The sequence below is a fragment of the Halobacillus litoralis genome (genome assembly GCF_020171725.1).
Lineage (GTDB): Bacteria > Bacillota > Bacilli > Bacillales > Halobacillaceae > Halobacillus > Halobacillus litoralis_F.
In genome coordinates this window covers 106,836-133,051 of record NZ_JAIVAJ010000004.1, presented here as the reverse complement: position 1 = coordinate 133,051, position 26,216 = coordinate 106,836, and the positions used below count along the sequence as shown (strand labels likewise).

27 protein-coding genes are annotated in these 26,216 nt (G+C 49.1%); 9 read left to right on the top strand and 18 right to left on the bottom strand.

Annotation, left to right across the window (positions count from 1 at the left end):
• The first annotated feature begins 23 nt into the window (after window positions 1-23).
• Genes LCM20_RS09230 through LCM20_RS09220 form a run of 3 tightly spaced genes read left to right on the top strand, consistent with a single transcriptional unit; the run spans window position 24 to window position 5,053 of the window.
• Window positions 24-1,310: a hypothetical protein gene (locus tag LCM20_RS09230; RefSeq protein ID WP_225195164.1), complete on the top strand. Its 1,287-nt coding sequence runs from the start codon at window positions 24-26 to the stop codon at window positions 1,308-1,310.
• Window positions 1,300-3,297: an McrB family protein gene (locus LCM20_RS09225; protein ID WP_225195163.1), complete on the top strand. Its 1,998-nt coding sequence runs from the start codon at window positions 1,300-1,302 to the stop codon at window positions 3,295-3,297. Before LCM20_RS09230 ends, LCM20_RS09225 begins: the two co-directional genes overlap by 11 nt.
• Before the next feature lie 40 nt (window positions 3,298-3,337).
• Window positions 3,338-5,053, top strand: a complete 1,716-nt coding sequence (locus tag LCM20_RS09220; protein WP_225195162.1) for a DUF2357 domain-containing protein — start codon at window positions 3,338-3,340, stop codon at window positions 5,051-5,053.
• 122 nt (window positions 5,054-5,175) lie between these two features.
• Here the strand turns inward: LCM20_RS09220 and LCM20_RS09215 are convergent, their stop codons facing one another.
• Window positions 5,176-6,177 (bottom strand): acryloyl-CoA reductase, encoded by a 1,002-nt coding sequence (locus LCM20_RS09215; protein WP_225195161.1) that lies wholly within the window; start codon window positions 6,175-6,177, stop codon window positions 5,176-5,178.
• Window positions 6,178-6,295: 118 nt separating this feature from the next.
• Here LCM20_RS09215 and LCM20_RS09210 point away from each other — a divergent pair, with 118 nt between their 5' ends.
• Window positions 6,296-6,886, top strand: a complete 591-nt coding sequence (locus LCM20_RS09210) for a TetR/AcrR family transcriptional regulator (protein ID WP_225195160.1) — start codon at window positions 6,296-6,298, stop codon at window positions 6,884-6,886.
• A 111-nt stretch (window positions 6,887-6,997) separates the two neighbouring features.
• Here the strand turns inward: LCM20_RS09210 and LCM20_RS09205 are convergent, their stop codons facing one another.
• From LCM20_RS09205 to LCM20_RS09195, 3 genes are all read right to left on the bottom strand, one after another.
• Entirely contained in the window at window positions 6,998-7,474 is a 477-nt protein-coding gene (locus tag LCM20_RS09205) for a hypothetical protein (protein WP_225195159.1), read from the bottom strand.
• Window positions 7,475-7,639: 165 nt separating this feature from the next.
• Complete coding sequence (locus LCM20_RS09200; protein ID WP_225195158.1) at window positions 7,640-7,999, bottom strand: DUF4181 domain-containing protein; 360 nt, start codon at window positions 7,997-7,999, stop codon at window positions 7,640-7,642.
• Window positions 8,000-8,072: 73 nt separating this feature from the next.
• Window positions 8,073-8,525 (bottom strand): hypothetical protein, encoded by a 453-nt coding sequence (locus LCM20_RS09195; protein ID WP_225195157.1) that lies wholly within the window; start codon window positions 8,523-8,525, stop codon window positions 8,073-8,075.
• A 125-nt stretch (window positions 8,526-8,650) separates the two neighbouring features.
• Here LCM20_RS09195 and LCM20_RS09190 point away from each other — a divergent pair, with 125 nt between their 5' ends.
• The gene (locus LCM20_RS09190; protein WP_225195156.1) at window positions 8,651-9,127 is read left to right on the top strand and encodes a glutathione peroxidase; all 477 of its coding nucleotides are present in this window, start codon (window positions 8,651-8,653) and stop codon (window positions 9,125-9,127) included.
• Window positions 9,128-9,166: 39 nt separating this feature from the next.
• Here the strand turns inward: LCM20_RS09190 and LCM20_RS09185 are convergent, their stop codons facing one another.
• The 13 genes from LCM20_RS09185 to LCM20_RS09125 form a co-directional block, all read right to left on the bottom strand.
• A complete protein-coding gene (locus LCM20_RS09185; protein WP_225195155.1) occupies window positions 9,167-10,282 on the bottom strand; it encodes a hypothetical protein in 1,116 nt (371 codons plus the stop codon).
• Window positions 10,283-10,320: 38 nt separating this feature from the next.
• A complete protein-coding gene (locus tag LCM20_RS09180) occupies window positions 10,321-10,632 on the bottom strand; it encodes a hypothetical protein (protein ID WP_225195154.1) in 312 nt (103 codons plus the stop codon).
• 22 nt (window positions 10,633-10,654) lie between these two features.
• Complete coding sequence (locus LCM20_RS09175; RefSeq protein WP_225195153.1) at window positions 10,655-10,999, bottom strand: hypothetical protein; 345 nt, start codon at window positions 10,997-10,999, stop codon at window positions 10,655-10,657.
• A 73-nt stretch (window positions 11,000-11,072) separates the two neighbouring features.
• The gene (locus LCM20_RS09170) at window positions 11,073-11,411 is read right to left on the bottom strand and encodes a hypothetical protein (protein ID WP_225195152.1); all 339 of its coding nucleotides are present in this window, start codon (window positions 11,409-11,411) and stop codon (window positions 11,073-11,075) included.
• Between the two features lie 32 nt (window positions 11,412-11,443).
• Window positions 11,444-11,821 (bottom strand): hypothetical protein, encoded by a 378-nt coding sequence (locus LCM20_RS09165; protein WP_225195151.1) that lies wholly within the window; start codon window positions 11,819-11,821, stop codon window positions 11,444-11,446.
• Between the two features lie 61 nt (window positions 11,822-11,882).
• Window positions 11,883-12,161, bottom strand: coding sequence for a DUF5344 family protein (locus tag LCM20_RS09160; protein ID WP_225195150.1), 279 nt, complete (start codon window positions 12,159-12,161; stop codon window positions 11,883-11,885).
• Window positions 12,162-12,515 (bottom strand): DUF5082 family protein, encoded by a 354-nt coding sequence (locus LCM20_RS09155; RefSeq protein ID WP_225195149.1) that lies wholly within the window; start codon window positions 12,513-12,515, stop codon window positions 12,162-12,164.
• 3 nt (window positions 12,516-12,518) lie between these two features.
• Window positions 12,519-16,877: a type VII secretion protein EssC gene (essC, locus tag LCM20_RS09150; protein ID WP_225195148.1), complete on the bottom strand. Its 4,359-nt coding sequence runs from the start codon at window positions 16,875-16,877 to the stop codon at window positions 12,519-12,521.
• A 12-nt stretch (window positions 16,878-16,889) separates the two neighbouring features.
• Complete coding sequence (gene essB, locus LCM20_RS09145; protein WP_225195147.1) at window positions 16,890-18,071, bottom strand: type VII secretion protein EssB; 1,182 nt, start codon at window positions 18,069-18,071, stop codon at window positions 16,890-16,892.
• 18 nt (window positions 18,072-18,089) lie between these two features.
• Window positions 18,090-18,329 carry an EsaB/YukD family protein gene (locus LCM20_RS09140; protein ID WP_225195146.1) on the bottom strand — a complete coding sequence of 80 codons (240 nt, stop codon included), beginning with the start codon at window positions 18,327-18,329 and terminating at the stop codon, window positions 18,090-18,092.
• A gap of 7 nt (window positions 18,330-18,336) precedes the next feature.
• Complete coding sequence (locus tag LCM20_RS09135) at window positions 18,337-18,645, bottom strand: hypothetical protein (RefSeq protein WP_225195145.1); 309 nt, start codon at window positions 18,643-18,645, stop codon at window positions 18,337-18,339.
• Between the two features lie 98 nt (window positions 18,646-18,743).
• Complete coding sequence (locus tag LCM20_RS09130; protein WP_225195144.1) at window positions 18,744-19,037, bottom strand: WXG100 family type VII secretion target; 294 nt, start codon at window positions 19,035-19,037, stop codon at window positions 18,744-18,746.
• Window positions 19,038-19,201: 164 nt separating this feature from the next.
• Window positions 19,202-19,711 (bottom strand): hypothetical protein, encoded by a 510-nt coding sequence (locus tag LCM20_RS09125; protein ID WP_225195143.1) that lies wholly within the window; start codon window positions 19,709-19,711, stop codon window positions 19,202-19,204.
• Between the two features lie 203 nt (window positions 19,712-19,914).
• Here LCM20_RS09125 and LCM20_RS09120 point away from each other — a divergent pair, with 203 nt between their 5' ends.
• The 4 genes from LCM20_RS09120 (at window position 19,915) to LCM20_RS09105 (ending at window position 24,994) form a co-directional block, all read left to right on the top strand.
• Complete coding sequence (locus LCM20_RS09120) at window positions 19,915-20,820, top strand: DUF1672 family protein (RefSeq protein WP_225195142.1); 906 nt, start codon at window positions 19,915-19,917, stop codon at window positions 20,818-20,820.
• A 15-nt stretch (window positions 20,821-20,835) separates the two neighbouring features.
• Complete coding sequence (locus LCM20_RS09115; RefSeq protein WP_225195141.1) at window positions 20,836-21,720, top strand: DUF1672 family protein; 885 nt, start codon at window positions 20,836-20,838, stop codon at window positions 21,718-21,720.
• Between the two features lie 205 nt (window positions 21,721-21,925).
• The gene (locus tag LCM20_RS09110) at window positions 21,926-22,867 is read left to right on the top strand and encodes a DUF1672 family protein (RefSeq protein WP_225195140.1); all 942 of its coding nucleotides are present in this window, start codon (window positions 21,926-21,928) and stop codon (window positions 22,865-22,867) included.
• 24 nt (window positions 22,868-22,891) lie between these two features.
• The gene (locus LCM20_RS09105) at window positions 22,892-24,994 is read left to right on the top strand and encodes an SA1320 family protein (protein WP_225195139.1); all 2,103 of its coding nucleotides are present in this window, start codon (window positions 22,892-22,894) and stop codon (window positions 24,992-24,994) included.
• A gap of 31 nt (window positions 24,995-25,025) precedes the next feature.
• On the opposite strand, the gene LCM20_RS09100 is transcribed toward LCM20_RS09105, so the two are convergent.
• On the bottom strand, window positions 25,026-26,204 hold the full coding sequence (locus tag LCM20_RS09100) for an alanyl-tRNA editing protein (RefSeq protein WP_225195138.1): 1,179 nt from the start codon (window positions 26,202-26,204) through the stop codon (window positions 25,026-25,028).
• Between the last annotated feature and the right edge of the window lie 12 nt (window positions 26,205-26,216).

Below are 26,216 nucleotides of genomic sequence, written 5' to 3'. Positions count from 1 at the left end.
TTTTGGAGGGAGAATGATGGACTATGAATGAGGCATGGTTGAAGATCCAACAGCAGGTAAAGCAGGACTTTTTCACTTTTATCGAAAAAGAAGAGCTTACAGAACTTGCACAGATATCAGGGAAGGTGCCCGGATTTTCCAAAAAGCGGGTTTCCCAAGCTCCTGAACCGTTATTAAGAAAAGCCGTGACGGAGATGGTGGAGTCCATTACAGACTTGGAACACTTCTTCCAGACATTTTCGCTCGAGATGAAAGATGAGCTGGAAGATGCAGATTATGCGACGTTCCTATTGAAGACATCGCTGAACGATGAACTTTCCCCAGTTAAGAAATTGATGCTGCTCGCCGTCTGGTTCCCAGAACAATATGAAGAGACGAGGGGGAAAGCGATAGAGAATATCGAAAACGGAAAGGACGTTTTTCACGGGATGCAGGAATTCTCCTTGGAGGATCTCTTAAATGTATACAACAAAAAATTTGAAGAGGATTTCGTGGAATCGCTCGAGCTATTCATAGAAGGGGATGCGACGCTGCCGGAATCGATCGATTTCGCAGACTACTTTGAAGAACAATATGACGACGTAACAAACGGACACGCACTCCGCCTAATTCAGCAGTACGATTGGGAAGACGAGACGTTATCAGCAGAAGAAACGGCCCTCCTTTATAAGCTCGCCTTGACAGAAAGTCTGACAATCGCTAAAAAACAGAAAAGCGCCCAAACCGCTGAATTGAAGCTCGCTCTCGATGAGCAGGCGGCCGCTGTTTCGAAGGAGAAAAAGGTGGCGAAGCGGAAAGAGATCCTGATAGAGAAGCTGAAGGAAAAAGACGAAGAAACGAAGGTCTTAAAAGAAGAACATGACAAGGCATATAGGGAGCTGGAAAAGAAATACTCTGTGATTGAAGAAGAACGCAACCGTTTCGAGCGCGAACGGGACACATTACAAGAAGAACGTGACCAATTCGAACATCGTGAGAAACAAGCAAAAAGCGACAAGCTCACCTTCATCGACGAGGAAGATCCATTCCATTTGATAACGTCTAATTCGGATTCTTTCACCTCCTTCATCCCGGATCGAAAGGTGCTGTCATTCAACCCTGACCGTCCCTTCGCTGAACAGTTCAAGTCACTACCTCAGTCGAAGCTCGTCATCATTGACTCGAACCAGCTGACCTCGAAACAGATGCTCAAAATCCGGTCCTTCTTGCACACAAAAAAACTGAGCCACAAGTTCGTCAGCGGCTCACCTGAGAAAATGTTCCGATCGATGATTTATTACTTGGAGGGAGATGGAAGCGATGAACAGTAAGTGGACACATCAAGTGAAGAAGCAGTTGAAGGACAGTGTATTTCTAGGGAGAATCGCTACTGATGCCGAAATCAGGAGCCAGACGCCATTCCATGCACCTGTCTGGTTGAGCGAGCGAAGTGACAAGCTCACCTTCTACATCAAGTGTCTCTCACCCCTTCCGGACGAAATCACAAGCCCGTTAGGCAGAATCCACCCTTACTTAGAAGGCACGACCAACAGTACACAGAACCGACGGATGTTGAACGATGAACTCGGACTCGACCGCATCCCTTATCCGGAAGTGAAAGACAAAGTGGAAGAGTTCTTCGAAGGAAAGCTCATCCTTTTCACCGTCACCCTCAAAAATGACCGCCTCTATGTTGATTTGCAGAAAGTCGAACCAGGCGACGCAGCGGACAAATATTTCATTATCCCTGCCCCAGACCTTAAAGCTCAAGAGACGCGTGAGGATTTGGAGGCGAAGCTGACAACCGAAAGAAGACCGATCACCTTGAAGAAATACCCGAACCTGTTCGACGCTCCTACGATGATGATCTTCGGAGAACGGCTTTATCAAGTCGATTTAAGCAGCAAAAGCAACTCGACGACATATTTCCAAGCAGAGGACACCGACCCGGACTTCGTCGACCTCGAACCTGAATTCCATGACCTCGTCGACGTCATCTACGACCATCACCTATTCTTCTTCTCGAAGGAGAATTACCGGACGATGCAGGATAAGCTCGCAAGAGGACGGACACATATTTCAGAGAAAAAGGAAGAGCCCGTGCTTAGTCTGATGCTTGAACGTGAACCGGACGAACAACCTGAACCCCCTACGCTCCCTGTTTCAACAGAAGACGAGTTTGGCTTTTTGGAACGTTTGAAATGGACAGCTAAACAGCAGGAGAAGATGATGTACAGAGATGAGGATTTATATGCCTTCCATATGAGTGTAAAGACGAATCCACTCACGATCCTCGGCGGCATGTCCGGAACTGGGAAGTCAAGACTCGCACGGATATACGGAAAAACACTCGGCCTAAAGGAAGACGAGAACTTGTTATTCCTTCCGATTTCACCCGCTTACCAGGAACCGAACGATCTGCTCGGTTATTTCAACCCGGTGACAAATCGCTTCCATGAGAGTGAAACCGGACTCATCCGCCTACTTCAGCACGCCGAAGACCACCCTGAACAGTTACATATGGTCATTTTTGACGAAATGAATTTGGCGCAAGTCGAGCATTGGTTCAGTCCGTTCCTTTCGCTTCTCGAGGTTAAAAATTCGAATGAGCGCCATTTAAAAGTTTTCAACAGCGAGGAGGAAGTGGCGTCGGATGCTTACCGTCCGAGAATCAAACTCGGGGACAACTTGATCTTCATCGGGACCGTCAACTTCGATGAGACGACACAAGCGTTCTCAGACCGGCTTCTCGATCGGACGAACATCATCAGCCCGAAGAAGCCGAGCTTCAAGGAAGCTGCTCTCTTCTATCAGGAAACGAAAGCGCATCACGTCGTATCCCCGGGGGAGACTCAAGTCTCAACAGAATCCTTCCGCTCGGAGTGGAAGGTGCCGGATGCTGAGACCGGGCTCGATTCCCTGACAGAATTTGAACTCCACACCTTGGACGAACTGCACCACCTCATCTCAGCAAACGATCCGCAAAAAGGGGTGTCCTTCCGTGTGGCGCTTGCGATTAGCGAATACCTGCAAAATGTTCCGAAAGACCGTAACGGCGAGGTCGTGATGGACCGGAAGCGACTATTCGACTTGCAAATCAATCAGCGGATCCTAACAAAAATCAAAGGGATGGATACGTTCGTCCGTCCGCTCGTCGGCGAGATGATGAATACGGGCATAGAGCTGGAATACGAAGACGGCGACCTCTCCCGTCTGTTCAAATCGCCTGAAGCCCAGTTCGCCTCATCGTTCGAAGAATCACTCAGAACGCTTGAAAATAAAGCAAAAGAGCTGATGATGTATGGCTTTACAAACTGATAGATCCATTGTAAAGGTCTGTGATCTCGGAGTTCATATCGTGGTTTCTTCAGGAAGTGAGTCCATCTCTTTGACCACACTCAGTCGGACGAAAGCCGAAGCGGCCTTGCGTGAGACGATGGTCGATATCTATGAGTACCAACCTTTGAGAGTCCAGGTTACGGGCCTGGAAGCAGAAATCCGCTTCCCGAGTCCCGCAGGTGAGGCCATTTGTTATTCCTTTACTTATAAAGACCCGTACTCTCGGATCTACCCATCCGATAATCTGCCAGCTTATCCGTGGTCGATCGGTCATTTCATCTATGAAGTAGAGATCAGTGGCAGCATCTATTATGGTGCCGCGAATGTCCTTCCCCACCGCTTGAGTAAAGAACAGTTTGCCCAAATTGCCAATTTGATTGAATCAGAACTTCCAGGGCTTACCGTAAATCATCAGCAAGAAATGGAGAGAATCGGCACCCCCGTCCTCGATACGAGCGACCGCGCCCTTCTCAAGTGGCTCGAAAACGCCTACTCACCGCTGTCGTTCGCACTCGATGAAATGGAAAAGGAACAGGACGCTTCGCTCAGCCGTCATTACCGGATCGAACAGACACCAAAGCGCATCGACCGGCGCAGTCTCGAGTGGAAGCACTCCCCTAAAGGGATGAAACACCCGAACAAATTCTACAACAGGAAGCATCAGGTCGATGTCAACACTCCGGAGAACCAGTATGTGAAGCACCAGCTGAAGCAATTGCTCTCCCACATCGACCGACTGATCCTGAACCTTTTTCAAGAAAAGGACAGGATGGATTCGTTGTGTCATGGGTATGCCCGTGATATTGAGGAGATCGGGAGTAGTGAAGGGAATCCGCTGCTCCGGAATCATCTGTTCGGGAAGAAGGAAAGTTTGCGTTCCCTTGAAGGGAAGCGGTCTCGTGTGATCTATGAGATCGAGCAGGTGCAGCCTTACAAGGAGCGGCTGGAGTCGAGGCTCGGGAGACCGTATTGGCGGCAGGTGGATGCGTGTCATCCTCGCGTTCCGGTGCGGCTCATCGGTCGTGGTTACCGGTCATTTCTGATGATTTGGAAAGACGGGCCTGCACAATTGGAATCAGGTGCTGGGCGTCTTGATAGGTCTTGGCCGGTACTTCATCCGACGTCAAAGTTGTATGAGTATTATGTGCTGTTGAAGATGGTCGAGCCATTCGTTAGTCGGGGCTATCATGTGAAGGATGATTCACTCGTACGCCAGCTTAGGGATGGGTATCTTCATGCGGAGTTTCACGCTGGGACAACAATCGTGCTCGAGAACGACGGCAGGGAGATTCACCTTGTGTATGACGAGGAGGTCGAATACAGGTCAAAGGAGGCGATCTCGAATGAGACGTACTTTTTCTCAAAGTTCGGGAAGAGACGTCCGGATATCCGGATCGACCATTACGAGAAGGTTCGTAATGAGCTTCATTACCGTTCGTCTGTCGTGATGGAAGTGAAATATAGCCCCCTCCGTAATATTTACGCACCTAACGGAAATACGAAAGCAGCAGATCAGATGAATGAGTATATCGGAATTAAATACTACTGTCCGTACAGGCGAGATTACTTCAGCCGGATTCGCGAGGTAATTTGTCTATACCCTGGGGATCATACGGAAGCAGTGAAGTTGAACACAGAAGCAGGTAAGTTCATTCAATTTTATCCTACTGTAGATGAGGTTGTGGGATTGAAAGAAGTCGACACCGTTATTGACGAGTGGCTTCTGGAAACGTAGCAGTTATGCGAAAGTGTACTTTTCCTCGATGATCGAAACCCTTCATCAAATACCGGATAAGTGGAAATAGCGAAAACAGAAAGCGTTGACGGCAGATGCCTCAACGCTTTCCGTTTTTTCTACTATGAACCGATCTGCACGACCGTCCTTCCTCTTGTCTGGCTTCTCAAAATTTCAGAGAGTTTGTCAGGAAGTTCGGACATCGTAATCGTTTCCGTCATCTCTTCCAATAATGTTTCAGGCTTAAGATCGCTTGCCAACCGCTCCCAGAGCTTCACCCTCTTTTCCTGTGGGTAGTAAACCGAGTCGATACCGAGTAGGTTTACACTGCGCAGAATGAATGGGAAAACGGTGGTCGGGACTTTTACGCCTGCGGTCAGTCCACTAACCGCTACGTTTCCGTCATACTGGGTGTTACTGAGGATGGCGGCGAGTGTCTCTCCTCCGACTGGATCCACAGCTCCTGCCCATTTCTGCTTACCAAGGGACCGAATTTTCTCAGGCGTCACATCTTCTCTAGAAAGCACTTCCGATGCCCCCAATTGGGTGAGGTAGTTTTCCTCTGGCTTCCCTGTACTGGCTGCCACTTCATATCCTTTTTGCGCCAACATGGCGACGGCCATACTTCCAACGCCGCCTGTCGCACCAGAGACAAGAACTTTGCCTTGAGACGGCTCCTGACCATTCCGTTCCATTTTGTCGATGGAAAGGGCAGCCGTAAATCCGGCGGTTCCAAAGGTCATCGCTTCTTTCATCGTCAGCCCTTCTGGAAGAGGCACAATCCATTCACCCGGCACGCGTGCATATTCACTGTATCCCCCATAATGGCTGACACCCAACTCGTAGCTGGTCACAATGACGTGATCCCCTTCGTTGTAGCGGTCGTCTTCGGACTGAACGACTTCTCCGGCGAGATCGATACCGGGTACGAATGGGTATTCCTTCACGATGTTGCCGCCTTTGATCGACGCAAGACCATCTTTATAGTTCACACTGGAGTAATGGACTTTGATGGTCACATCCCCGTCCGGAAGGTCATCGAAGGTAAGTGTCTGCAAGCTCGCTTCCACACCGTCTCCTTTTTCATCTACGACAAGTGCTTGGAATTGCTCTGGTAATTTCATTTCGTTACACCCTTTCTTATGCATTCTACTTGTATGGTACTAAAATTATACTGACCGGTCAAAATATTTATATCCAGCCCTATTTTTTGTATAATGGATACGTTAGGAGAGATTCGATATGGCAGGAAAAGCAGAAGAACGGAAACAACAATTGATCAAAGCCGCGTTTGAAGCAGCGACCGATAAAGGATACGAGCACGTGACCCTGCAGGACATCGCCGATTATGCCGAGGTGAGCAAAGGGGTGCCGAACTACTATTTCAAGAATAAAGGCGACGTGTTTGCGCATCTATTCGAATGGCTGACAGAGCGGATTTTTGAAAATGAGAGCGCAGCGGTCGATCAGGTCGAGACGGCTCCGGAGAAGTTACAGGCCTATCTCGATCAGGTGTTCATCAGTCCCGAAGAGAACCGCACCTTTTACCAGCTGTACCTGGATTTCTTAGCGCGCATCAAGCAGGATCCTGCTTATCAAAAAATCAACGCCGCGTTCTATGAACACTGTTTCTCCATCGGGCGCATGATTGTCGAACAAGGAGTCAGAGATGGTGATTTCCACGTCCATGATGTGGAACAGACCGCGGTGATGATTCGTGCGATGATCGATGGTACACTGCTGCAGTGGTTGACCAGACAGGAAGAAGACTTGCATGGTTGGTACCGCACGTCTTGTCATCAGGGGATTTTGAGGCTGGTAGGAGCTCAATAGAATAGAAGAAAAAACACCAAAAAACCGTTTCGACCAGGGTCAAAACGGTTTTTTAGCATACTAAAATCCATCAAAAACCGCCCAGCACAATACTCTGAACGGCTCCCAAGACTAAGTATAATCACGCAATCCATCGCCTGCGCACTCTCTCTTAAACTCCTCCAAATACTCATTTTTCACCTGCCAGCGTTTGATCGTATCTCCCCATCCCGCTACAACCGATCCGACCAATCCCCCGATTGCAAACTCCATGCCAAGCCCGCTCAAATACTGAAAGAACAGGATGCTGACTGTGAGATTGACCACTCGTTTCGCCATATACAACGTTTTCCGCTGACTCCACCGTACCTCCCACTTCCGCCACAAGGATTCGTTGCTCTCTCTGCTCTTCACGTAATCCCAGAGCGTTGAGATGGCAGAGAGGAGAAGCAGGGCATACATGAATTGCGGAACCGACCCCGTAATCCATTCGAATCCTATGGCCACTGCACTGACGCCCATCAGCCCATACAAGCCGTTCTTGATCCCTTTGCGATAGATGGATTTTTGATCGATCGTCTCTTCTTCAAGCATTTCCTCATAGGTCATCTTCATCTTCCTCATTTAAGTGTTGGTCTTTCTACGATACCAAAAAATAGAAGTTCATGCATGGAGAGTCTCCGTGAAAGGGTTGTACGAGAGAAGCTTCTTTTTGCAATAAAAAAAGAAAAACCGCTCTGAGAGCTTACTCAGAACGGTTTTCAAGCTCGAACTCTAACCTATCCACAAAATCACAATCAACATCACCGTAAACACGGACCAGAGAAAGTGATGGTAGTAGGCTTTCGATGGTTTATCGGTATTGAACTCTTCCACTCCACGCAGCAGCGTTTTCGCAAGCAGAATGAAGGCGACGGGTAGAATCTGTGTCGTTTTCGTTTCGAAGTATAGGAAACCGAACAGAATGGCCCCGAAGGCAAGCAGCGTCAATCCACTGTCGATCACGGTGTAGATTTTCTTCCGCTCTTTACTCACTCGTTTCGGTTTGATGCCTAGTTGCTTTTTGATGTACAGCTCGCTGATCAGGAATGTAATGATGGCGAGGATGGCCGTCAGCACTAGTGTTGTATCCATGAAGTATCTCCTCCCGGAAGGTAGTCATCCTCTCCTATTTTTACATAATTCGAGCTTGATGGCGAGCCGTTTTCTACTTTACGTTCGGGTGGACGGTCTGCTGCTCGAACTGCTCGATCTCTGAGCGCAAGGCTTGGATGTGGCGCTCCAGGTCGGCAGACGATTCGACGTCGTGGATGTCAGTGAGGACGTTCCACAATTCGTTGAAGCCGCCTCTCCATGCATTCATATCTCCGACGGGCAGAAAAGAGAGCTGCTGCAGTGTCGTATAGTAATGGCCGCGGATCGAATCGAGGACCGCGCCGGAGGTTACGTGGAGAATGTCATAGTTCAACTCTCCTTCAGCCTGCGCCTCTTCAAGCGACGCGATGTGACCGTCCACACTTTCCACTAACGCCTGCCTCGAAAATTTCACCTCTTCGTACTGCTGATCGTACAGCGTACTGTATTTCTGATAGAGCAATCCCGACGCAAGTAGAAGTCCGGCGATCACAATCGCTCCCGTTATGTATATCATTTTTCTCATGTTGGTATCTCCTTCGCTGTTTTTTTCCTAACCCATCCTATCATAGATCGACGGTGAATAAATTGAATCTTTCGAATGATTTGTGTAAAATTAAATTGTGTAAAACCGTATAAAGGAGAGTCGCAATGAATACAATCTATGATTTCACCGTGAAGAAACCAAACGGAGAAAACCTGTCCTTAGACGCCTACAAGGGCAAAGCGCTCGTCATCGTCAATACGGCTAGCAAATGCGGGCTGAAAGGTCAATTCCAGGAGCTGCAGGACTTGTATGAAAAGTATCAGGACGAGGGTCTAGAGATTCTCGGTTTTCCGAGCAGCCAGTTCAACAACCAGGAATTCGAGGATATTGAACAAACCACCGAATTCTGTCAACTGAACTACGGCGTCTCCTTCCCGATGTTCGCCAAAATCGATGTCAACGGCGCAAAAGAAGACCCTCTTTTCACGCACTTAAAGGCGGAACAGAAAGGTCTTCTTGCGAGTGATATTAAATGGAACTTCACCAAATTCCTGATCGACCGCGAAGGGAACGTCATCAAACGCTACGCCCCGACGACCAACCCGAGCAAAATGGAAAAGGACTTGAAGGAAGTTTTGTAGGGGGAAGATCATCCCCCTTTCTTCCATCCTGTATTTGTTCTACCGGGATGATGCGGCCGTCTCTTCTTTATAGATGAGCTTCTGCAAGTCATTCGTGTATAGAATCGCATTGAAAGGTTGAAAAGCAACTTGTTGTCCAGTCTTTGCGTATTCCTCCTCCGGGATTTCTTTAAAGAAACCGTTATGATGCTTTTTCTCCATCTTTTTGATTTCTCGCTTCAATTCCTCGTAGTCATACTCAAACAAGACATAGCCTGGTGCTTGAAGCACTTGGTTCGGGAAAGCTCCCTCAAGCTGATCTCGTTCTTTTTCATCCATGTCATCCAGAGACAAGACGGTGACGCTATCAGCCTCCTCCATGTTATCGAACACCTGGCTGGCAAGCTGATCCACTTCTTCCTGGTCGTTCTGGTCATCAACTAAAACAAAGACTGCATAGCCATACTTTGGTCCGGGCAATCGCTCCTTTTTAGGTAAACCGTACTCCGGATTCAGCCGTTTTATGGCTTCTAAGTTTTGGTGAATGAACCAGTAGCGTTGAACAAACGTACTCATAAAAGCAGTGAAGATGGCCATCAAAGAAATGATGAAAATGTAAAGGACCATTTTAAACGAGTCACCCACAAGCAAGGAAAGAAGGACTTGCCCCATAACATATCCGATTCCAGACGCTCTTACAATACGTTTCGCGCTTGCTTCAGACATCTGACTACGGTTTGGGTCATAATACGAGCCTTCAAATAGATACTCCCTATTGACTTTCCACATCACTATTAACAAAAAAGAAAACAATAAGAGCCCCGTGATGAAGTAGCCGGGATGTGTGGCACCTATGTGCATATAGATCAATTTCTGCGTAACGAGAAAATAAATGTACGTCAAAGCAAAGCCGGAAAACCCGAGATACAAATGATGCAACTTCTCCAATCGATATGGCGCGATGAACTGAGGAATCCCCCATACGAGCACCATGAAAGAAGGCACAGCCGCTGCATAGAAATACCCTTTAGAGAAAGGCACTCCAAGGAGTGGAAGGATGCCCATCAGGCCAAGCAGCAAGACGACAATCAAGAATACAAACTGCCGGTTAAAACGGGGACCGAGCAAACGTAAATACAAATGCGTCTTCTCTGAGATTTCCTGATCGTTTTTCATAACTTTGGCTCCTTTCTATTCGTCTGTGATTACAAGACCTAATACCCCATCCCCTCAAAGAACTGCACGAGAATGGCGTGGATCATGACGAAGATGAGGATGACCGCGGCGAAGAGAGATTTACGCAGTATCCAGTGGAACTTATAAAGTTTGTCGTACAGGAAGTAGCCAGCTCCGAAGAGGATGGCGATGATGATGTTATACAGCTTCTTCCCGATGCCATCCGGCTTGTGGAAGGTGATCTTCTCATAGAAGTTCATCATATGGCTGCCGATCAAGAGAATGATCGAGCCGAAGACGAGTTGGGTTGCGAGGATGGATACGCCTGTGTAAACGAGAAATTCTTTCATGATCCCCTGCTCCTTTCATAGTTCAATAGAAAACGAACTTCAATGTACCGTACATAGCATAGTAGATGATCCCTCCGACGATCATCAGGGCGATGAAAGCTAGCAGATGGACTGCTTTTCTCACAAACCCATTCGAAAACTCCTGCTCAGCCTTCCGGTAGGTGTAGATGGCAAAGCCTGCAAAACCATACATGATCAAATTCTGCCCTTTCTCTAAGAAGTTACTAGGTTCCGGGTAAATGCCCCATTCGTTATATTCGATGATGACCCATCCAACGATAACAGTCACAAGACTGACGGCTGCCTGAAAGCCGATCGCTGCAAGGACTACATATCGTATCGCCTCCACTATTAAATACCGATTCATGATAACCCTCCCACTCATAAACAACCGGATCCGTGCCATGTGCTATTCCTTCTTTTTAAGAAACAGAACATCATCACCTGACTACGAACTCCAAGGCAGATACTATGATTTGATAAAGAACAATAGAAGCAACGGTCTGCATCAGAAGTGCGACAAACATAAGTAGCTTCCTTTTGAACCACCCATATTTCATCAGCCTTCTATTTATATAAAACCCACTTCCAATCAGCCCGATCATGATGATATTCGTCACCCTTTGAAAAAGAGTTTCCGGAGGTTCGAATATCCCCCACTCGAAATAATCGGTCATGACGGAACCCAGTAGTAGAATAGAAAACCCATACAGTACTTGAATCGATAATATATACATCACAACCATGATAAAGTATTCGATGATGACGGCACTTTCCATACTTGACTTCCTTTACCTTTTAGAATGATCATTCAATAGAAAACGAACTTCATCGTCTCATAGACCGTAAAGTACACAATCAGCGTTACGACACTAAGCTGGATCAGACCAACAAAGTGAAACAGCTTTTTCGCAAACCAGTTGTCATAGGTCTCCTCCGCCTTGTCGTACGTGTATATGGCGAACCCGTGGAAACCCTTCATGATGAAATTCTGGATCTTATCAAATACGTTTTCCGGTTCAGTGTAGATGCCCCACTTGAAATAGTCGATGATGCCCCAGCCCAACAACGCGTTCAATAGACTACTTGCCAATTGGGGGAGAAAAAAGAAAAGTATCGCATAGCGTGTACATTCGACCAGATAGATGATATCGATACTCCCACCTCCAGACTGCCGTCCCGCCCCCACGGCTTCCTTCCCCTTATCAGGGTCGTCCTCCGCTCCTGGAACGGGCCATTCTTTTCCTTCTTTATTTGATTCTCATCTGCCCAGACAACTGCACATCCTGGGCTTCCAGACCTTGTACAGACGTTTTCACCGCCTCATTGTTCATGTTGAGGACTTCCTTGTACATCTCGCCAATTTCTGTAAGCTCTTGATTGATGCGTTCGAGCTGGTCCCTTACGTCGAGGACATTTTCACCGTTCAGCTGCTGCAAAAGCTCCGTGTCGAACGATTGAGAAGACTGCTCGATTTCGTTGATCGACTCCTCAACGTCCAGATAGCGGACCCGAATCTCTTTACTCATCTACGCTCCCTCCTCTTTCGCCATCCGTCTCCGTTCAGCTGCAATCTGCTGGTCCAGGCTGTGTATTTCATAACGGATCCTCGAGATTTCACTTTCGATTCGATCGAGCGCCCGGTTCATCTGCGTATGGGAAATATCGCGGTAAGCGTCCGTCATGTCTTCCCGGACGTCGTTGAACGTGTTCGCCCGCTCTCCGTGCCACGTGATCGGCGATAGCTCCGGTTGTTTAACGCTCGTTCTCTGCTGGATCATCTCGTCCTGTAGCTGTCCAAGTTCACGCTGGCAGGCTTGAAGCTCTGCCAGCTCCCTCTCTTTCTGATTTTGATCCATTCGTAAACCGAATAATCGGGACATCCTCTACACTCCTATCTGGTCACGTTTTTCTTCACACAGCGGAATCTGAACCATCCGCTCCCGGCCGTTCAACACATGGTAGCCATACCCCGGCTGTACCTGCGGCTCCTTCCGCTCGAACGGAAGCTGGAACAAGCTTTGGTCCGACTTCTTCATCAAAAGCACCGCCTGACGAATCTGCTTCAGCTCACCCGTCAGCGTGTCGAATCCTTTCGTGAATTCCGGCAGATTGCCAGAGACGATGACGCGGAATCCGAGATGGCTGTATTGTTTGATCAGTCCTGAGATCTTGCCTTGCAGGACGCTGTCTGTCGTTTCATTGAAGCGGGAGAGGCTGTCGATGACGAGGTAGATCGGACGGAATCCGTTCCCCGCTCCGCCTCGCTCCATATCCTCAAGAAAAGCACCCTCGCGCTCCTTCAATTTCGCTTCGACATCGGCCGTCCACTCCGCGATCCGGTCCTTCGTATCTAGGCCGACCACGCCCTCTTTCTGCTTATAAGAAAACAACCCACGGTCGATGCCGTCGAATACCGCAATCTGTTCGTACCGCTGATCCAGCATCTGTTCGAGCATCACCTTCAGGACATTCGTCTTCCCGTTCCGCGCCTGCCCCGTGACAAGACAATGCTCAGACAGGTCGACCTGGACCGGCTCGACGGAATCCTCATCCAGCCCGATTGCAATGCTTCCCGAATTCAGCGCTCCCGTCACATATTCTTCGACAAACAAATCGTACCCGAGACGCGACGGCAGCATCGGGATCGGATCCGGCGTCACGCTTTCTTCATACCGCTCCTTCAGCACCTGCACCTGACGCTTCACCCCATCCAGCACCTCGGCGTCATCATCCCCGCGCGCCGGCAGATACACCTGCGTCAAATACGTCGCCTCATTGTGCACAAGCGCCCGGCCCGGAATCGCCTCCAGCTCATAAGGCGTGCGTCCGACAAGCGAATACTTCTCCGTCGGGTCGATCAAGTAATGGATCACCTTCGTTTTCAAATTGTTTAAAAGGGGCTGACGGACGGCATTGACCCGGGTCGCCGAAAGAATGACGGTGATGCCGAGCGTCTGCCCGTCACGCGCCAATTGGATGAACGGATTCTCAAGCTCGGTCCGCTCTTCCTTGACTAAGTCGAAATTGTCCACGACCACCGTAATGTGCGCAAGAGGATCCTGCGCAAGCTCATTGTAGAGGGAGATCGTACTGACCTCCTCCTCAAGAAACAGCTGTTTCCGACGGTCGATCTCCTCCTTCATCATCGTAGTGAACTTCTCCATCTTACGGTCATCGTCATAGCGGAAGTAATCAGCCGTATGCGGCAGATTCTTCAGCGGCAGAAGGGCCCCGTTACCGAAGTCGAACACATAGTAATGGCGCGCTTCAGGGCTTTCCGCCTCAGCCATGTCTAACAGCAGCGTCATCAACGTATGGGACTTGCCGTAGCCGGAGGACCCGAAGATGCCGATGTTGCCGTCGCGTCCGATATGATAGCGATACGGCTCCTGAAGCTGACGGTCGGGTTCGTCCTTTTGGCCGATCGCGACTTGTTTTTCCCCATGCTCGACAGGCGTGCGTTCGATCCGTTCCGCAAGCGGCGGCAGCCACGGACTCGGCAGGCGCTCGATGCCCATCTCGCTCTGCGTGCGGTAGATCGCTTCGACGGTCGCATCGATTTCCGTTTTCTTCTCGCGATACGTCGGTTCGTCCTCTGTTTCGACGTCTGTGAGTCCAATCAGGCCGAGATCTGTAACGAGCTGGACCTGGTCTTCCCCGTCGTACGTATCCTGTTGATGCGGTGCACCGCTCCAGGCGGACTGGAACAATTCATACACTTCGTTGTTGCCGACCTGCAAATAGCCGCGGCCTGTCGTCTGGATGTCGGCAGCGTCACTGTTCTTGATGATTTCCTTACTATCGTTCGCATCCTGAACTTGGAGGGCAATCCGGAAACGGGAGTTACTCCAAATCTGATCATCGATCACCCCGCCCGGCTTCTGGGTCGCGAGAATGAGATGCACGCCGAGACTCCGCCCGATCCGAGCGGCACTGACGAGCTCAGCGATGAACTCCGGCTCTTCGTTCTTCAACTCAGCGAACTCATCGGAAATGATGAACAAGTGCGGCATCGGCTCCTCTGCTTCGCCTTCTTTGTACAGCGCCGTGTAGGCGTTGATATGATTGACTTTATAGCGCTCGAACAGCGTCTGCCTACGCTTCAGCTCACTCTTGATGGAAGCGAGCGCACGGGATGAGAAGTTCGCACTTTCTTCGATATTCGTAATCGTTCCGAGCAAGTGCGGTACATTTTCAAACGGCTGGGCCATCCCGCCGCCCTTGTAATCGATCAATAGAAAGGCGACTTCGTGCGGGTGGTAGTGGACGGCAAGCGACAGGATATACGTCTGCAACAGCTCACTCTTCCCTGACCCGGTCGTGCCGGCTAAGAGACCGTGTGGCCCGTGCGCCTTCTCATGCAGGTTGAGTTCGACAACGTCGGTTCTCCCCTTCAGCCCGATCGGCGCGGCGAGTGATTTCTGAGAGGAGTTCGTCGTCCAATACTCGGCAATCTGCAGATCGTCCGCATCGTGCCCGATCAAGTCGAGGAAGGTGACCTTCTCGGGAATCGAATTGCTGATTCCTGTCGCGTGGTTGAGTGAATGAAGTGTCCTTGCAAATGCCTCATGCGTGTTCGTCTCATGACAATCGAGGCGGAAGGCTTTATGCACCGCCTGCCCTTCTTGAATCGACACTTCTCCTTCGTGCTCGGTGATGTACTGAACAAGCGTGTGCACCTGGTTCGACAGCATCTCGCGCGTCTCCGCAGCGAATAAGAACGAGACGTCAAGCTCGCTCGTGTCCTGTTCGACATACTCCATAAAGACGTGATCCGAGATCAGATTCGGGTTCGCGATGACGAAGACGAAATGTGGACGGAACGACACATTCTCCTTATCCTCCTCCATATCCCGCTCACGGATCATCGAATACAACGACGGCAGCAGCTGATCGCGCGTCTGTTCATTGTAAATCATGCCCTTCGCGAACGAATTCGGCAGCTGTATGTGGGGTAGCCACCTCATCCACTTCCAGTCGTCGTAATCCTTCTCATCGAAGATCAAGACGATGCGCAAGTCCTGATAGCTGTGGAAAAAGGCGAGCTGGCCGATCAGCTGGTGGATCTGCTTGTGTACAATCCGCTTCTTGCCGACGAGCCCGACCGGGTTTCGGGTGAGTCCGGTCGTAAGCGGGACGTCCTCTACGTGACGGTACACGTTCATGATTTCCTGCGACTGCTCGATCAGGTCATCGATTTCACGGTTCGCGAAGTCGGCGGATCCGACGGACACTTCGTAAGAGGACGGAAGTGTTGCGGTTCCGAGGCGCAGATCGAGAAAGTCGGCGTGCTCAGGCGTGCGCTCCCAAATCCGGTTGCTGATTTCCTCGGTATAGCGCTTCATCTGTTCGAATGACGGATAATGATAGCGGAGGACGTGCTGCTGCTTCTCCTTCAGTCCCTGCAGCTCTTCCCGCTTCTGTCTCATGTAATTCGTATAGACACGCTGGCGCTTTTCTTCGCGCTCTTTCCGCTTCTTCTTCTCACGGAAGTACTGCATCGTGGACGTGATCAAGGTCGTCGTGAACATCATGACCGAGATGATGATGAACAGCCCGCGTGGAATCAGCAGGGCAACCGTTCCCATCACCACAAGCATGACGAGCGGGGGCAGGATAATGAGCCAAAGCGACCGGCCGTGGTCCTCGCCCTCCTGACCTGGGAAGGAAAACTGAACTTTTTCCCCGGGGAGGTCGTACATCATCCGCGGTGTGCGGCGGTAATCGGGGTATTGCTTCTTCATCTCGGAGAACGGGAGCTTCGATGGGGTCAGGGCACTCTTGACGTGCTTGTGACTGCCCACCTGCACCATGTCTTCCTCGACGAAGGTGAGGGTCGTATATGAAAAAAAGACCACGTCTCCGGTCTCGAGCGTCGTCTTTCCTGTGATGCGGCGCCCGTTGATGTAAAGGGTCTCATCCCGCGGGTCGACCATCCAGCGGTTTCGCTGCTTGATGAGGTCGAGGGTATGGTCTCCGATCTCAAGCTCACCGCCTGCGCCGACCGACAAAGCGGTGCGGTCCGCTGTATAGTAGAGCTGTGTGTCGAACGGATCAGCCGGGCGGGTCACGGTGACAGGACCGTGCGTCCACTCTCCGGCCCCGTCCAGTTGGAATTCAAACGATCCGTCAAGCGACGGGAATACGAAGTCATCCGCCGCACGGTTTCCGGCCGTCACCGTCTCTTTATCTGTTTCGCTTGATACATACGTATCGTTGTAAAACGCATAAAGTCGCGTCATGGTCATCTCCCCTTAAGCTCCTTGTTGTTCTTCCTGCTGCTTGCGCTGTTCTTCCAGCTGATCTTCCTTCTCACGCTCATATTCTTCGATTTCCGCCTGGATGCGCTCAAGCTCCTGCTCCTTTTCTTCAGCAGGCAAGTTCGCTCCTTTGATCTGATCCAAGTGCTCGATCAGGGAGAAGAGGATGAGGTCGAGATCCTCGAACGACTTCGCAAGCGTCACGGCCTCCTGGTATTCTTCACGTCCCATGTGGATCCAGTAGTGCAGATACTGTTCGTCTGTCTCAAGCGTGATGCTCCGCTCCGGCAGCCACATTTCGTCCTGGATGTAGGCGCGGGCGAGCTGATACGTCGAGGCTGCCGATAAGTTTTCGGCCTTGTAGTCAGACAGCGAGGCGATCACCTGCTCGTAGTCCTGTTGAAGGAACGCTTCGTGGCTGTCGAGCAGTGCCGCCTGCTTCGGCTGTACGAAAAAGAAGGCGTACACGATGACCGCAATCAGCGGAACCGTGACGGCGATGCTCGCACGAAGTCGGTTGCGGCGCTTCCTCCACTTCGACTCCGGCTCTTTGACGAGCTCGGATTCCCGTCTCTCAAGATCGGCAATATTTCTCCTGACAATCGCCTTCAGCGTGTCCAAATCCTCCGAAAGCAGAATCGCCTTCACCTCGTCTGCCACTGACATCGTCTCGCGGAACTTCAAGTAGTAGACGAAGCTCTCCGAAAGGTCGATCATCTCTGCGACCGCCGCTTTCAACTCTTCAAAAACCCGGTCTGAGTCAGGTTCATAAGGCGGCAGACTCTCCTTCACTCCGTAGTGAATGAAGTGCGGCGTCATGCCGGGGTCGACAAGGATGTTCTCCGGGCAGATGAGAAGGTTCAGTCGTGTAAAACGATGATGCTCGACCATCTTGATCAGCTGATCGGCGAACATCCAGCGGCTGTATTCCGATTTGTGCTTCACGGATGCGTAAGGCAGATAGTGATCGGGCGCTTCCACGGTCAACTCGACTTCGTCTTCGGTCGAGTCGATGCTCTTTTTCATCGTGGGATCGATATCATATAAAACGTGAATCTCGCGCTCATCCTGCATCCTCAGCCGAGCCTTCTGATAGACGACACGATACGTCTCGTCATCGCGGCTGATGTCTGCTCCTGTGATTTGTCTGAAGTACGTCGGTTGTGTGTCCATCATCGGTCTCGACTCCTTTAGTTAAAGTATTTCGATCCGGTCGCCTGACGTGATGCCGCCTGCTTCGAGCGTATCGGATCCGTTACAGACGATCCGCTTGTTCCGGACCTTCACCCATCCCCCGTCACGCGGCAGCTGCTTGATTTCCTGGACTTGAAAGGCGAGGTCGATGAGACGGCTGATTGTCGTATGATCGGACAGACGAAGGTCGATTTCGTCTTGGTTGTAGTGGTGTAAATCGATGGTGATTTGGATGTACATGATTCGTTTACTCCCATCCTGGTTGTTTGACGGCTTTTTCTCTCGCCTTTGGGTACACCTTCATCCTGATGAAATAAGCGACCAGCAATCCTGGAATGGGGGCGACCAACCCGAGGAATCCGTTCGGGTGTACGAAAATACCAATACCGATGTAAAAGACTCCGAACGCCAATAACACGCTGTACATGAAGACGAACAGAAGATTGAAATAGATGAGGCCGAATAATTTCGGCTTCGCTCCCTCTGTACGTCTTGCGTTCCAAAGCGTCCGGATTTCTTTCACGGACTGTCTGACTGGATCTAAGATGTTCTTCACGCGTTCTCCCCCTTGCATTTACTTCGATTCTCTTGTTGAAGAGACCCAAAGGAAATACAAGGGGAAAAGCATCTGCACGATACTTTTCCCACCTGTCCTTATCCGCGGATTTGACCTGCGATATTCTGGTCGGTCTCTTCCAGCGTGTTCGCGGAATTGTTGAGCTGTTGGGATACTTCGGCAAGAAGCGTGCTCATTTTTTCGAAAGATGGGCGAAGCTCTTGGTACTGCGCTGCGAAAGCTTCACTTGAAGCCCCTTCCCAAATCTCTTGAAGCTGTCCACTCATGCCGTCGAGACGGCCGATCAAATCTTGGACATTCGCACTCTCGTTGTTGTACTGTCTCGCAAACTCTCTTAACTCATCAGGGGTCAGACGGATATTCCCTGCCATTTACACCACTCCTTTTCCAATTTGCTTCCATGGTACCCTTGGTAAATTTTTCAGTCAACGATAATACAAAATTCGGTAAAATCTATCTAAATTCTGTAAAGGAAATGAAACCTGAACTTCGTAAACTAGTACGATAGCACGGGTCTCGAATAGGGGAACAAGACTCATTCCATACCCTCAGTTGTATATTCCAGGTTATGTTCCTCCGAGAGCTCCTGCATGCCTTTCGTATAGCCTTCGATTTGCTTCTGCCCTTCCATCATGAGCTGATTCGCTTCATTCACCAGCGTCTGGTCCTGCGTATCAATCGCCTCGAGGGCCTTCTCGAACCCTTCGAGCTGAGACTCGGCGCCTTGGACATATTGTTCATGCAGATCCTGAAGCTCTTCCTCCTGCAGCTCAATCGCCTTCAGCTTGTCGACGACTTCAGTGTAGGGCGGAATCACATCCGTCTCGAGCGCCGTTTTCAGCGTGGCATCGTCGGTGTAATTCGCGCCTGTGACCGCGTTCATCGAATCGATCGCCCCCGCCTCCATGTCCCCTACTTCCTGAAGATCATCATTCACATAGCTCAGAAATTCACTTTGGAAATCAGATGTAAAAAGATCCGATGTCAGAAGAGAGCAACCGCTCAGCATCACCAGAACGAAGACAACCCCCACCACTCTCTTCACCATCCCACCCCCTCCCGATTTACATATTTGGTAATTAAATCCCCCTCCCACAAAATTCCAAACCACTTTTAGGTCACGTTTCACCCTTCTATATAGGAAAGACGTACGAATTTCCATGGAAATCTAGTAAATGGAAGAAATTGAATCCCTTGTCTTTTATACTATTGAAGAATGGAAAATGATTTTATAAGAGGAGACAGCAAATGAAGATCACATACAGCATGTTGACAATCATCTTGACCGGCTCGTTATGCCTCTTAGTAGGGTGTTCGGCATGGACGGCATCAGAAGAAAACGAGGAGCTCCCAGACTATATCCCTGTTCAGGATTACACCGGCCAAGGCTACGACCTCCCGAATGGTGACAAAACAGATCAGATTGCTGAGGAGCATGCGGAGGAAATTGAGACAGCGGTCGTGCGTTTTTTCAAAGAGGAATACAAGACAGATGTGGAAGTCCACAACATGGTGGGAGCTGAAGACGGGGTGTCTGTTTTTGTGGAATCCAACGGAAAGCCTCACTTCTATTCGTTTGCGATCGTTCCCATTGATACACGGAATCAGGAGGTTTTGACTGATGAGGTATGGTCGCAGGAAGGACAGGTTGAGATTGCGATTATGAGCAGCTTGTACTCCTGGATTCACGAAGAGAAATTCAACCGCTTCGAATCGTACTTAGAAGATATCGTTCAACGCTATCCCGTCACAGGGGTGAACGAAGAGGCGAACGAGAACGTCGGAGGTGGATATTTCATGACGCGCTATTTCTCTATTGCGGCACACGGGGATGAACTCGAGCGCCTACTGGAAATCTACTTGAATAACCCCGAAGAATCGATTGAATTCTATAAAAACAAGTTGAATCAAGAACAACTAGACCCAAATACGATCGACATTACCGTAAGACTATATATGAACGAAGACGGCGTCGAACCGGACAGTAGCCTTTTCAACAGGATTGTGAAAAACATCGAAGGAAATGCCGGGCTTCCTCTCGGGAATTACGCGGTTTACTTATTCGACAACACCATTGATCCAACCCGTTTTTCTAATACGAAGGACAATGCTTTAGAGAAATCTGATCCTACCCCCATCATCAAATCCCCTTAGGAGGTGACACACAAGTTGAAAAGCATATTCATCTTAGTAAGCTCACTAATCTTAGCAGGCTGTTCAGCATGGACGGCATCAGAAGAAAATGAAAAGACCAGAGACTATATCCCTGTCCAGGATTACACAGGCCAAGGCTACGACCTCCCGAATGGTGACAAAACAGACCAGATTGCCGAGGAGCATGCGGAGGAAATTGAGACAGCTGTCGTGCGTTTTTTCAAAGAAGAATATAAGACAGATGTGGAAGTCCACAACATGGTGGGGGCTGAAGGCGAGGTGTCTGTTTTTGTTGAGTCAAAAGGAAAGCCTCACTTCTATTCGTTTGCGATCGTTCCGATTGATACACGGAATCAAGAGGTTTTGACTGATGAGGTATGGTCGCAGGAATACCAAGTGGAAGAGGCTATTATGAGCGGGTTATACGCGTGGATTAAAGAAGATGAGTTCGACAAATTGAATGACTATATCGCCTCCCTTACAACAGAATATCCAATAACCGGACTTCAGAAGGAAGCATTGGAGAACGTCGGTGCAGGGTATTACATGACGAGGTATTACAACGTTCCAGTAGGTGGTGGAAAGCTTGAACATTTGCTTAAAGCCTATCTTACAAACCCTGAAAGGACGAAAGAAGAATGGACAAGGCTGCTTGGAACAGAGCCCATCGACCCGAATATGGTCACCATCACGCTACAGCTTTATATGGAGAAACCAAATATCCCTCCTGATAACGTGATATTCAATAAGATCGTTGAAGATATAGAAAATATGACGGGTATCCCGGCAGGAACATACGGAATTTACCTGCATGACAATGAAATCAACCAAAGCAGCGGACAGAATAATAAGCCGAACACATTAGAAAAATCCCTTCCTGACCCCATTATAAAAAATTGAACACCCCTTCTTTTGGACTATGAACAAAGCTACCACTATTTAGAATCCTGTCGAACACGATGGGACGTCTTAAGTATCTTTGACAAGAATCTCATAGGTAGCAGGAAGGAAATTGATTTCAGACCTAATAAATGGAAGATTTTCTGCGTTTTGTCTCTTATAATAGTGGTGATTGAACGTTGATTCTTATCAGAGGAGCTGACACATGAAGATCACATACAGAATTCTGACAGGCATCTTAGTAGGCTCATTATTTCTCTTAGGAGGTTGTTCAGCATTGACACAGTCAGAAGACTCACAAAATACAAACCCTGAAAATACCCAAACAGAAGAAACGAATGAAAGCAGCGACTATATCCCTGTTCAAGACTATACAGGTCAGGGATACGATCTCCCGAATGGAGAAAAGGCGGATAATATTGCAGAAAATCACTCAGAAGAGATTGAAAAAGCAGTTGTAGACTATTTCAAAGAAGAGTACAAGACGGATGTAGAAGTTCATAACATGGTAGGCGCTGAAGATGGAGTGTCTGTGTTTGTGGAATCAAAAGGAAAACCTCATTTCTATTCGTTTGCGATTGTTCCAATTGATTCAAGTAACCAAGAGGTTTTGACAGATGAGGTGTGGTCTCAAGAATATCAAGTAGAGCAAGCCATTATGAGTGGACTTTACGCGTGGATCAAAGAAGAAGAATTTACGGCTCTAGATCAATATTTCAAGAAGTTTCAAAAGAATCATCCAGTCGTCGGTAAGAACATCGCTGCCCTGGAAAATGTAGGTGGTAGTTATTACATGACTCCTTATTACCACGTACCCATTGCAGGAGGAAAGCTAGAGGAATTGCTGAATCAATACCTCACAGACTCAAACCTTTCAAAAGAAGAATGGTCCGAACTCTTAGGCGAAGAAGGAATCAATCCTGATATGGTCAACATTACCATTCAATTACACATGGACGAAAGCAATGTTGAACCAGATGAAGAAATATTCAATGAAATGGTAAACGACATTAAAAGTATGGAAGGCATTCCAGCAGGGACGTACAGTGTTCTTTTGCATGATAATCAAATAAGAAAGAGCAGTGGTCAAAATAACAAACCCAATTCCCTACAAAAATCTTTCCCTGATCCAATAATCAAAAAATAAAACGAATAGGAGGTACTTATTATTTTGAAGAATAAGCCAAACTGGTTTAATGATCGAGATCTGGTAGAACTAGCCGGGTACAATGCTTATAAGAGTTACGGCCGGACCGAAACAATTATTGTAAACAACAACAAATATATGATAAAAGATAAGGTAAACATTAGTGAATCAGGATTAGATGCTTATACTATTAGTAATGTCGAAATGGATTCTGAGGATTCTGTGGAATCTGACATCCCTACCGAATACGCAATTATTTATGCAGGAACAAACAAAGAGCAATTTCAGGATCTTTCAACAGATGCACAGTTAATTGGGAGCAACGTACCCCAACAGCTATCAGATGCTAAAAACTATTTCGATCGTATGGAAAAAAGGTTTGGAAAAATATCGTATGTTGCTGGAAATTCCTTAGGAGGGGCACTTACAAACGCTATTGCAGTTGAAGAAAAAAGTGTACATGCTGTCACCTTGAATCCAGCCATCTTACCAAAGGATTTAGTGGACCAAACCCAAGAACATACGAACATTACCAACTACTTTTCTAAATACGATGTTCTGACTGGTGTAGAAGAATCTATCAATCTGGATTACCGAATTCCAGGTAAAGTCTATCGAATATCTTCTGGCGTGCCACATTCAGATCATTTACTGAGTTCTAACCATACAGGCTATCTGTCGAAGGAAATGTCTCAGCAGTTTATTAGGGTCGGAGAAAAAGGCGAACCCGGCTACGGTAAAATCTACATCGGATCAGACGAACACATCGTCACAAGCGTCTGGACCGGCGTCCCGCTTTATGGGGGACAGACCGACATCATCGATATCAATTCCACTCAGCTGACCGAGTTATCAGAAGCTGTCCAAGGGCTGGTCACCGAGAGACTCTCCCTTGCTTCGAGTTACCTCGGTCACTCCATCGACATCGTCGACCACGAGGCGTCTCTTTTTCACACCCGCCTTGAAAAATTGAAGCAGGTGTTCACCGAGATGGTGGACGGCATTTCGTTCCATCCTGCCCTAAGGGGGCTCACGGTGAACGGCAATGCCGCTTTTTTCGAGCAGGAGCTGATTGCGAGTAAACTAGATGAGGCCGAGCAGCGTTACAGAGGGCTGAACACCATCCTCAACTCCCCTCCCTTCGAAATTGCGGAATTCGTATTCGATGTCGACATCAGCGTGGAGAGCATCTTCGCTTACTTGAAGGAGCTCGTCTACAATCTCGGCACCTTGTTGGAAGAGGCAGTGGGACAGTTCCTTCATATTAAACAACAGATCTTCCCTCAGTTATTCGAAGGAGGCACCGATGCGTTCTACGATGCCGTCGTCGGTGAACTGGATGCCCACTATGAGGTGATTCAACAAAATAAAGAGAAGATGATGACCCAGATCAGCCAGTACGGCACGCAGGTCCTTCAAGTCGGCGAGAATTTCGAAGCGCGTGACCGGTCGGTTGGTCAATCCATCCAAACCGGAGCGACGGCTGTTCGTGACGTCGAAGCCCTGCAAAAGACAGAAGCGTTCGATATGACGGAATCGGATTACTTAGGTATCGGGCTCTTGATTCGTGAACAGGCACGTGACTCGGCGTTCGACCTGTTGAAGCAGTCCGTCCATGTGCGCATCTTACCTTTATTGACGACCGTGGATGGCGTGCTCGGAATGATGGAACAAAGCATCTCCACAGCAAAGCAAACCATCCGGATGATTACCGTCCAGGCAACGAATTCTCTGCCGATGAAGCTGATCGGATTGTTCAATGATTTCGACGATAAAGTACGCGCCTATGTCAATGATGCGTTGCAGCCTTTAGACGAAATGGAAGATATGGTCGAGGGACTTCAAGAAGGGGTGACCAAATTAGCGGCCCATCTGCCGGAGCTGTTAGAACGGTTCCAGCCTTATATCGAGACTGCTCTTTTTGAAGGCAGTCAATATGAGAACGTACGACTCTACAATGTGAGTGCAACCGTCCTTCTCGAGGAAATGATTCAATTGTTCGATGATATCGTCCGCCAACTGTCTGCACAGAAGGCGAACGCCATCGACACACTCGCAGACACATCCCGATTTGTCTCGAACAACTTAGCGATGCTCCGCTCCCAAATCGACCGCGGCACGATGTAACGGCCGGCGATGCGATTTGGGCTTTTCTTTTTTACAGCGCGTTTTTCACATGATCCGCGAAGGTCACAGCATCGATTACGTTCCGGCCGCCGCCTTGGACGAAGTCCGGCTTTCCGCCACCTTTTCCATCGATCAATGGCATGACCTCTTTCGCTACTTCATTCATATTCCGATCAAGCTCCTGTCCATGAGCGAGAATGAACTGCAGCTGTTCATCCTGTTCACTGACCAAAATGACGTAGGAATCCCTCTTCTGTTCGACGATCGCTTTGCCGAGCGCCTGGAGGTCCTTCATCGGACGGTTCTCAAAAACGTGCTGGATCACCTGCCCTCCCAGTGCTTCCGCGGCAAGCTCACGCGCTTCATACGTCAGAAGCTTCTCTTCCAAATCACGGATTCTCTTCTCTTTTTCTTTCCCCGCTGTCAAAAGCTGTTCGATTTCATCCGCGACCTCAGGCTCAGGTCTTGAGACCAGCCGCTTCACGTCGCCGAGCACCTGATGCTTCGCGCCGAGTTCCTTCAGCACACGGTGACCGCACACAAATTCAAGGCGGACCTGTTTTTTATTTTTCGTCCAGCCGAGGAACTTCACGGCCAGCACTTCGCTCGTCGAAGCAGGATGCGTACCGCCGCACCCGCTGTAATCGACTTCCGGAATGATGACGAGACGCACGTCTCCTTCAACGGACAGGGGCTTACGCAAAGGATAGTCTCCCGCCTTCTCGACCGACATCCATTCAGGTTCAATCGGAAGACCCTTCATGATGATCTCCTGGACCTTGTCCTCTGCCTGCTGAAGCACCTCATCGGAAAGCTCCTCTGCATCGAGGTCGATCGTAACGGTCTCTTTTCCTAAATGGAAACTCGTCGTCGGAAGATTGAACGTATCGTGAAAAACAGCCGAAACGATATGCTGTCCGCTATGCTGCTGCATATGATCGAAGCGGCGCTCCCAGTCGACCGACCCTTCCACCGTATCGCCTTGAAGCGGCTCTTCTATGTAATGCCGGATCTCCCCGTCCACTTCCTCTACATCCGTCACCTTAACCCCCGAAAGCGTTCCGGTGTCATGCGGCTGCCCGCCACCTGTCGGGTAGAAAGCGGTCTCCTGAAGCACCGCATAAAGCCCCTGCTTGTCCTCCTCCTGCTTCAAAACGGTCGTCTCAAACTGTGTTCTATAGGGATCTTCATAAAATAATTTTGTTGTCATCGTGTCTTCCTC

Excerpts from the sequence above, each read along its gene's own strand:
- LCM20_RS09110 (WP_225195140.1), top strand. The coding sequence starts at position 21,926 with ATGAAGATCACATACAGAATTCTGACAGGCATCTTAGTAGGCTCATTA.
- LCM20_RS09205 (WP_225195159.1), bottom strand. The coding sequence starts at position 7,474 with ATGACCTATGAGGAAATGCTTGAAGAAGAGACGATCGATCAAAAATCC.
- LCM20_RS09120 (WP_225195142.1), top strand. The coding sequence starts at position 19,915 with ATGAAGATCACATACAGCATGTTGACAATCATCTTGACCGGCTCGTTA.
- LCM20_RS09160 (WP_225195150.1), bottom strand. The coding sequence starts at position 12,161 with ATGAGTAAAGAGATTCGGGTCCGCTATCTGGACGTTGAGGAGTCGATC.
- LCM20_RS09210 (WP_225195160.1), top strand. The coding sequence starts at position 6,296 with ATGGCAGGAAAAGCAGAAGAACGGAAACAACAATTGATCAAAGCCGCG.
- LCM20_RS09175 (WP_225195153.1), bottom strand. The coding sequence starts at position 10,999 with ATGAATCGGTATTTAATAGTGGAGGCGATACGATATGTAGTCCTTGCA.
- LCM20_RS09185 (WP_225195155.1), bottom strand. The coding sequence starts at position 10,282 with ATGAAAAACGATCAGGAAATCTCAGAGAAGACGCATTTGTATTTACGT.
- LCM20_RS09155 (WP_225195149.1), bottom strand. The coding sequence starts at position 12,515 with ATGTCCCGATTATTCGGTTTACGAATGGATCAAAATCAGAAAGAGAGG.
- LCM20_RS09190 (WP_225195156.1), top strand. The coding sequence starts at position 8,651 with ATGAATACAATCTATGATTTCACCGTGAAGAAACCAAACGGAGAAAAC.
- LCM20_RS09180 (WP_225195154.1), bottom strand. The coding sequence starts at position 10,632 with ATGAAAGAATTTCTCGTTTACACAGGCGTATCCATCCTCGCAACCCAA.
- LCM20_RS09215 (WP_225195161.1), bottom strand. The coding sequence starts at position 6,177 with ATGAAATTACCAGAGCAATTCCAAGCACTTGTCGTAGATGAAAAAGGA.
- LCM20_RS09100 (WP_225195138.1), bottom strand. The coding sequence starts at position 26,204 with ATGACAACAAAATTATTTTATGAAGATCCCTATAGAACACAGTTTGAG.
- essB (WP_225195147.1), bottom strand. The coding sequence starts at position 18,071 with ATGATGGACACACAACCGACGTACTTCAGACAAATCACAGGAGCAGAC.
- essC (WP_225195148.1), bottom strand. The coding sequence starts at position 16,877 with ATGACGCGACTTTATGCGTTTTACAACGATACGTATGTATCAAGCGAA.
- LCM20_RS09230 (WP_225195164.1), top strand. The coding sequence starts at position 24 with ATGAATGAGGCATGGTTGAAGATCCAACAGCAGGTAAAGCAGGACTTT.
- LCM20_RS09140 (WP_225195146.1), bottom strand. The coding sequence starts at position 18,329 with ATGTACATCCAAATCACCATCGATTTACACCACTACAACCAAGACGAA.
- LCM20_RS09225 (WP_225195163.1), top strand. The coding sequence starts at position 1,300 with ATGAACAGTAAGTGGACACATCAAGTGAAGAAGCAGTTGAAGGACAGT.
- LCM20_RS09170 (WP_225195152.1), bottom strand. The coding sequence starts at position 11,411 with ATGGAAAGTGCCGTCATCATCGAATACTTTATCATGGTTGTGATGTAT.
- LCM20_RS09130 (WP_225195144.1), bottom strand. The coding sequence starts at position 19,037 with ATGGCAGGGAATATCCGTCTGACCCCTGATGAGTTAAGAGAGTTTGCG.
- LCM20_RS09195 (WP_225195157.1), bottom strand. The coding sequence starts at position 8,525 with ATGAGAAAAATGATATACATAACGGGAGCGATTGTGATCGCCGGACTT.
- LCM20_RS09200 (WP_225195158.1), bottom strand. The coding sequence starts at position 7,999 with ATGGATACAACACTAGTGCTGACGGCCATCCTCGCCATCATTACATTC.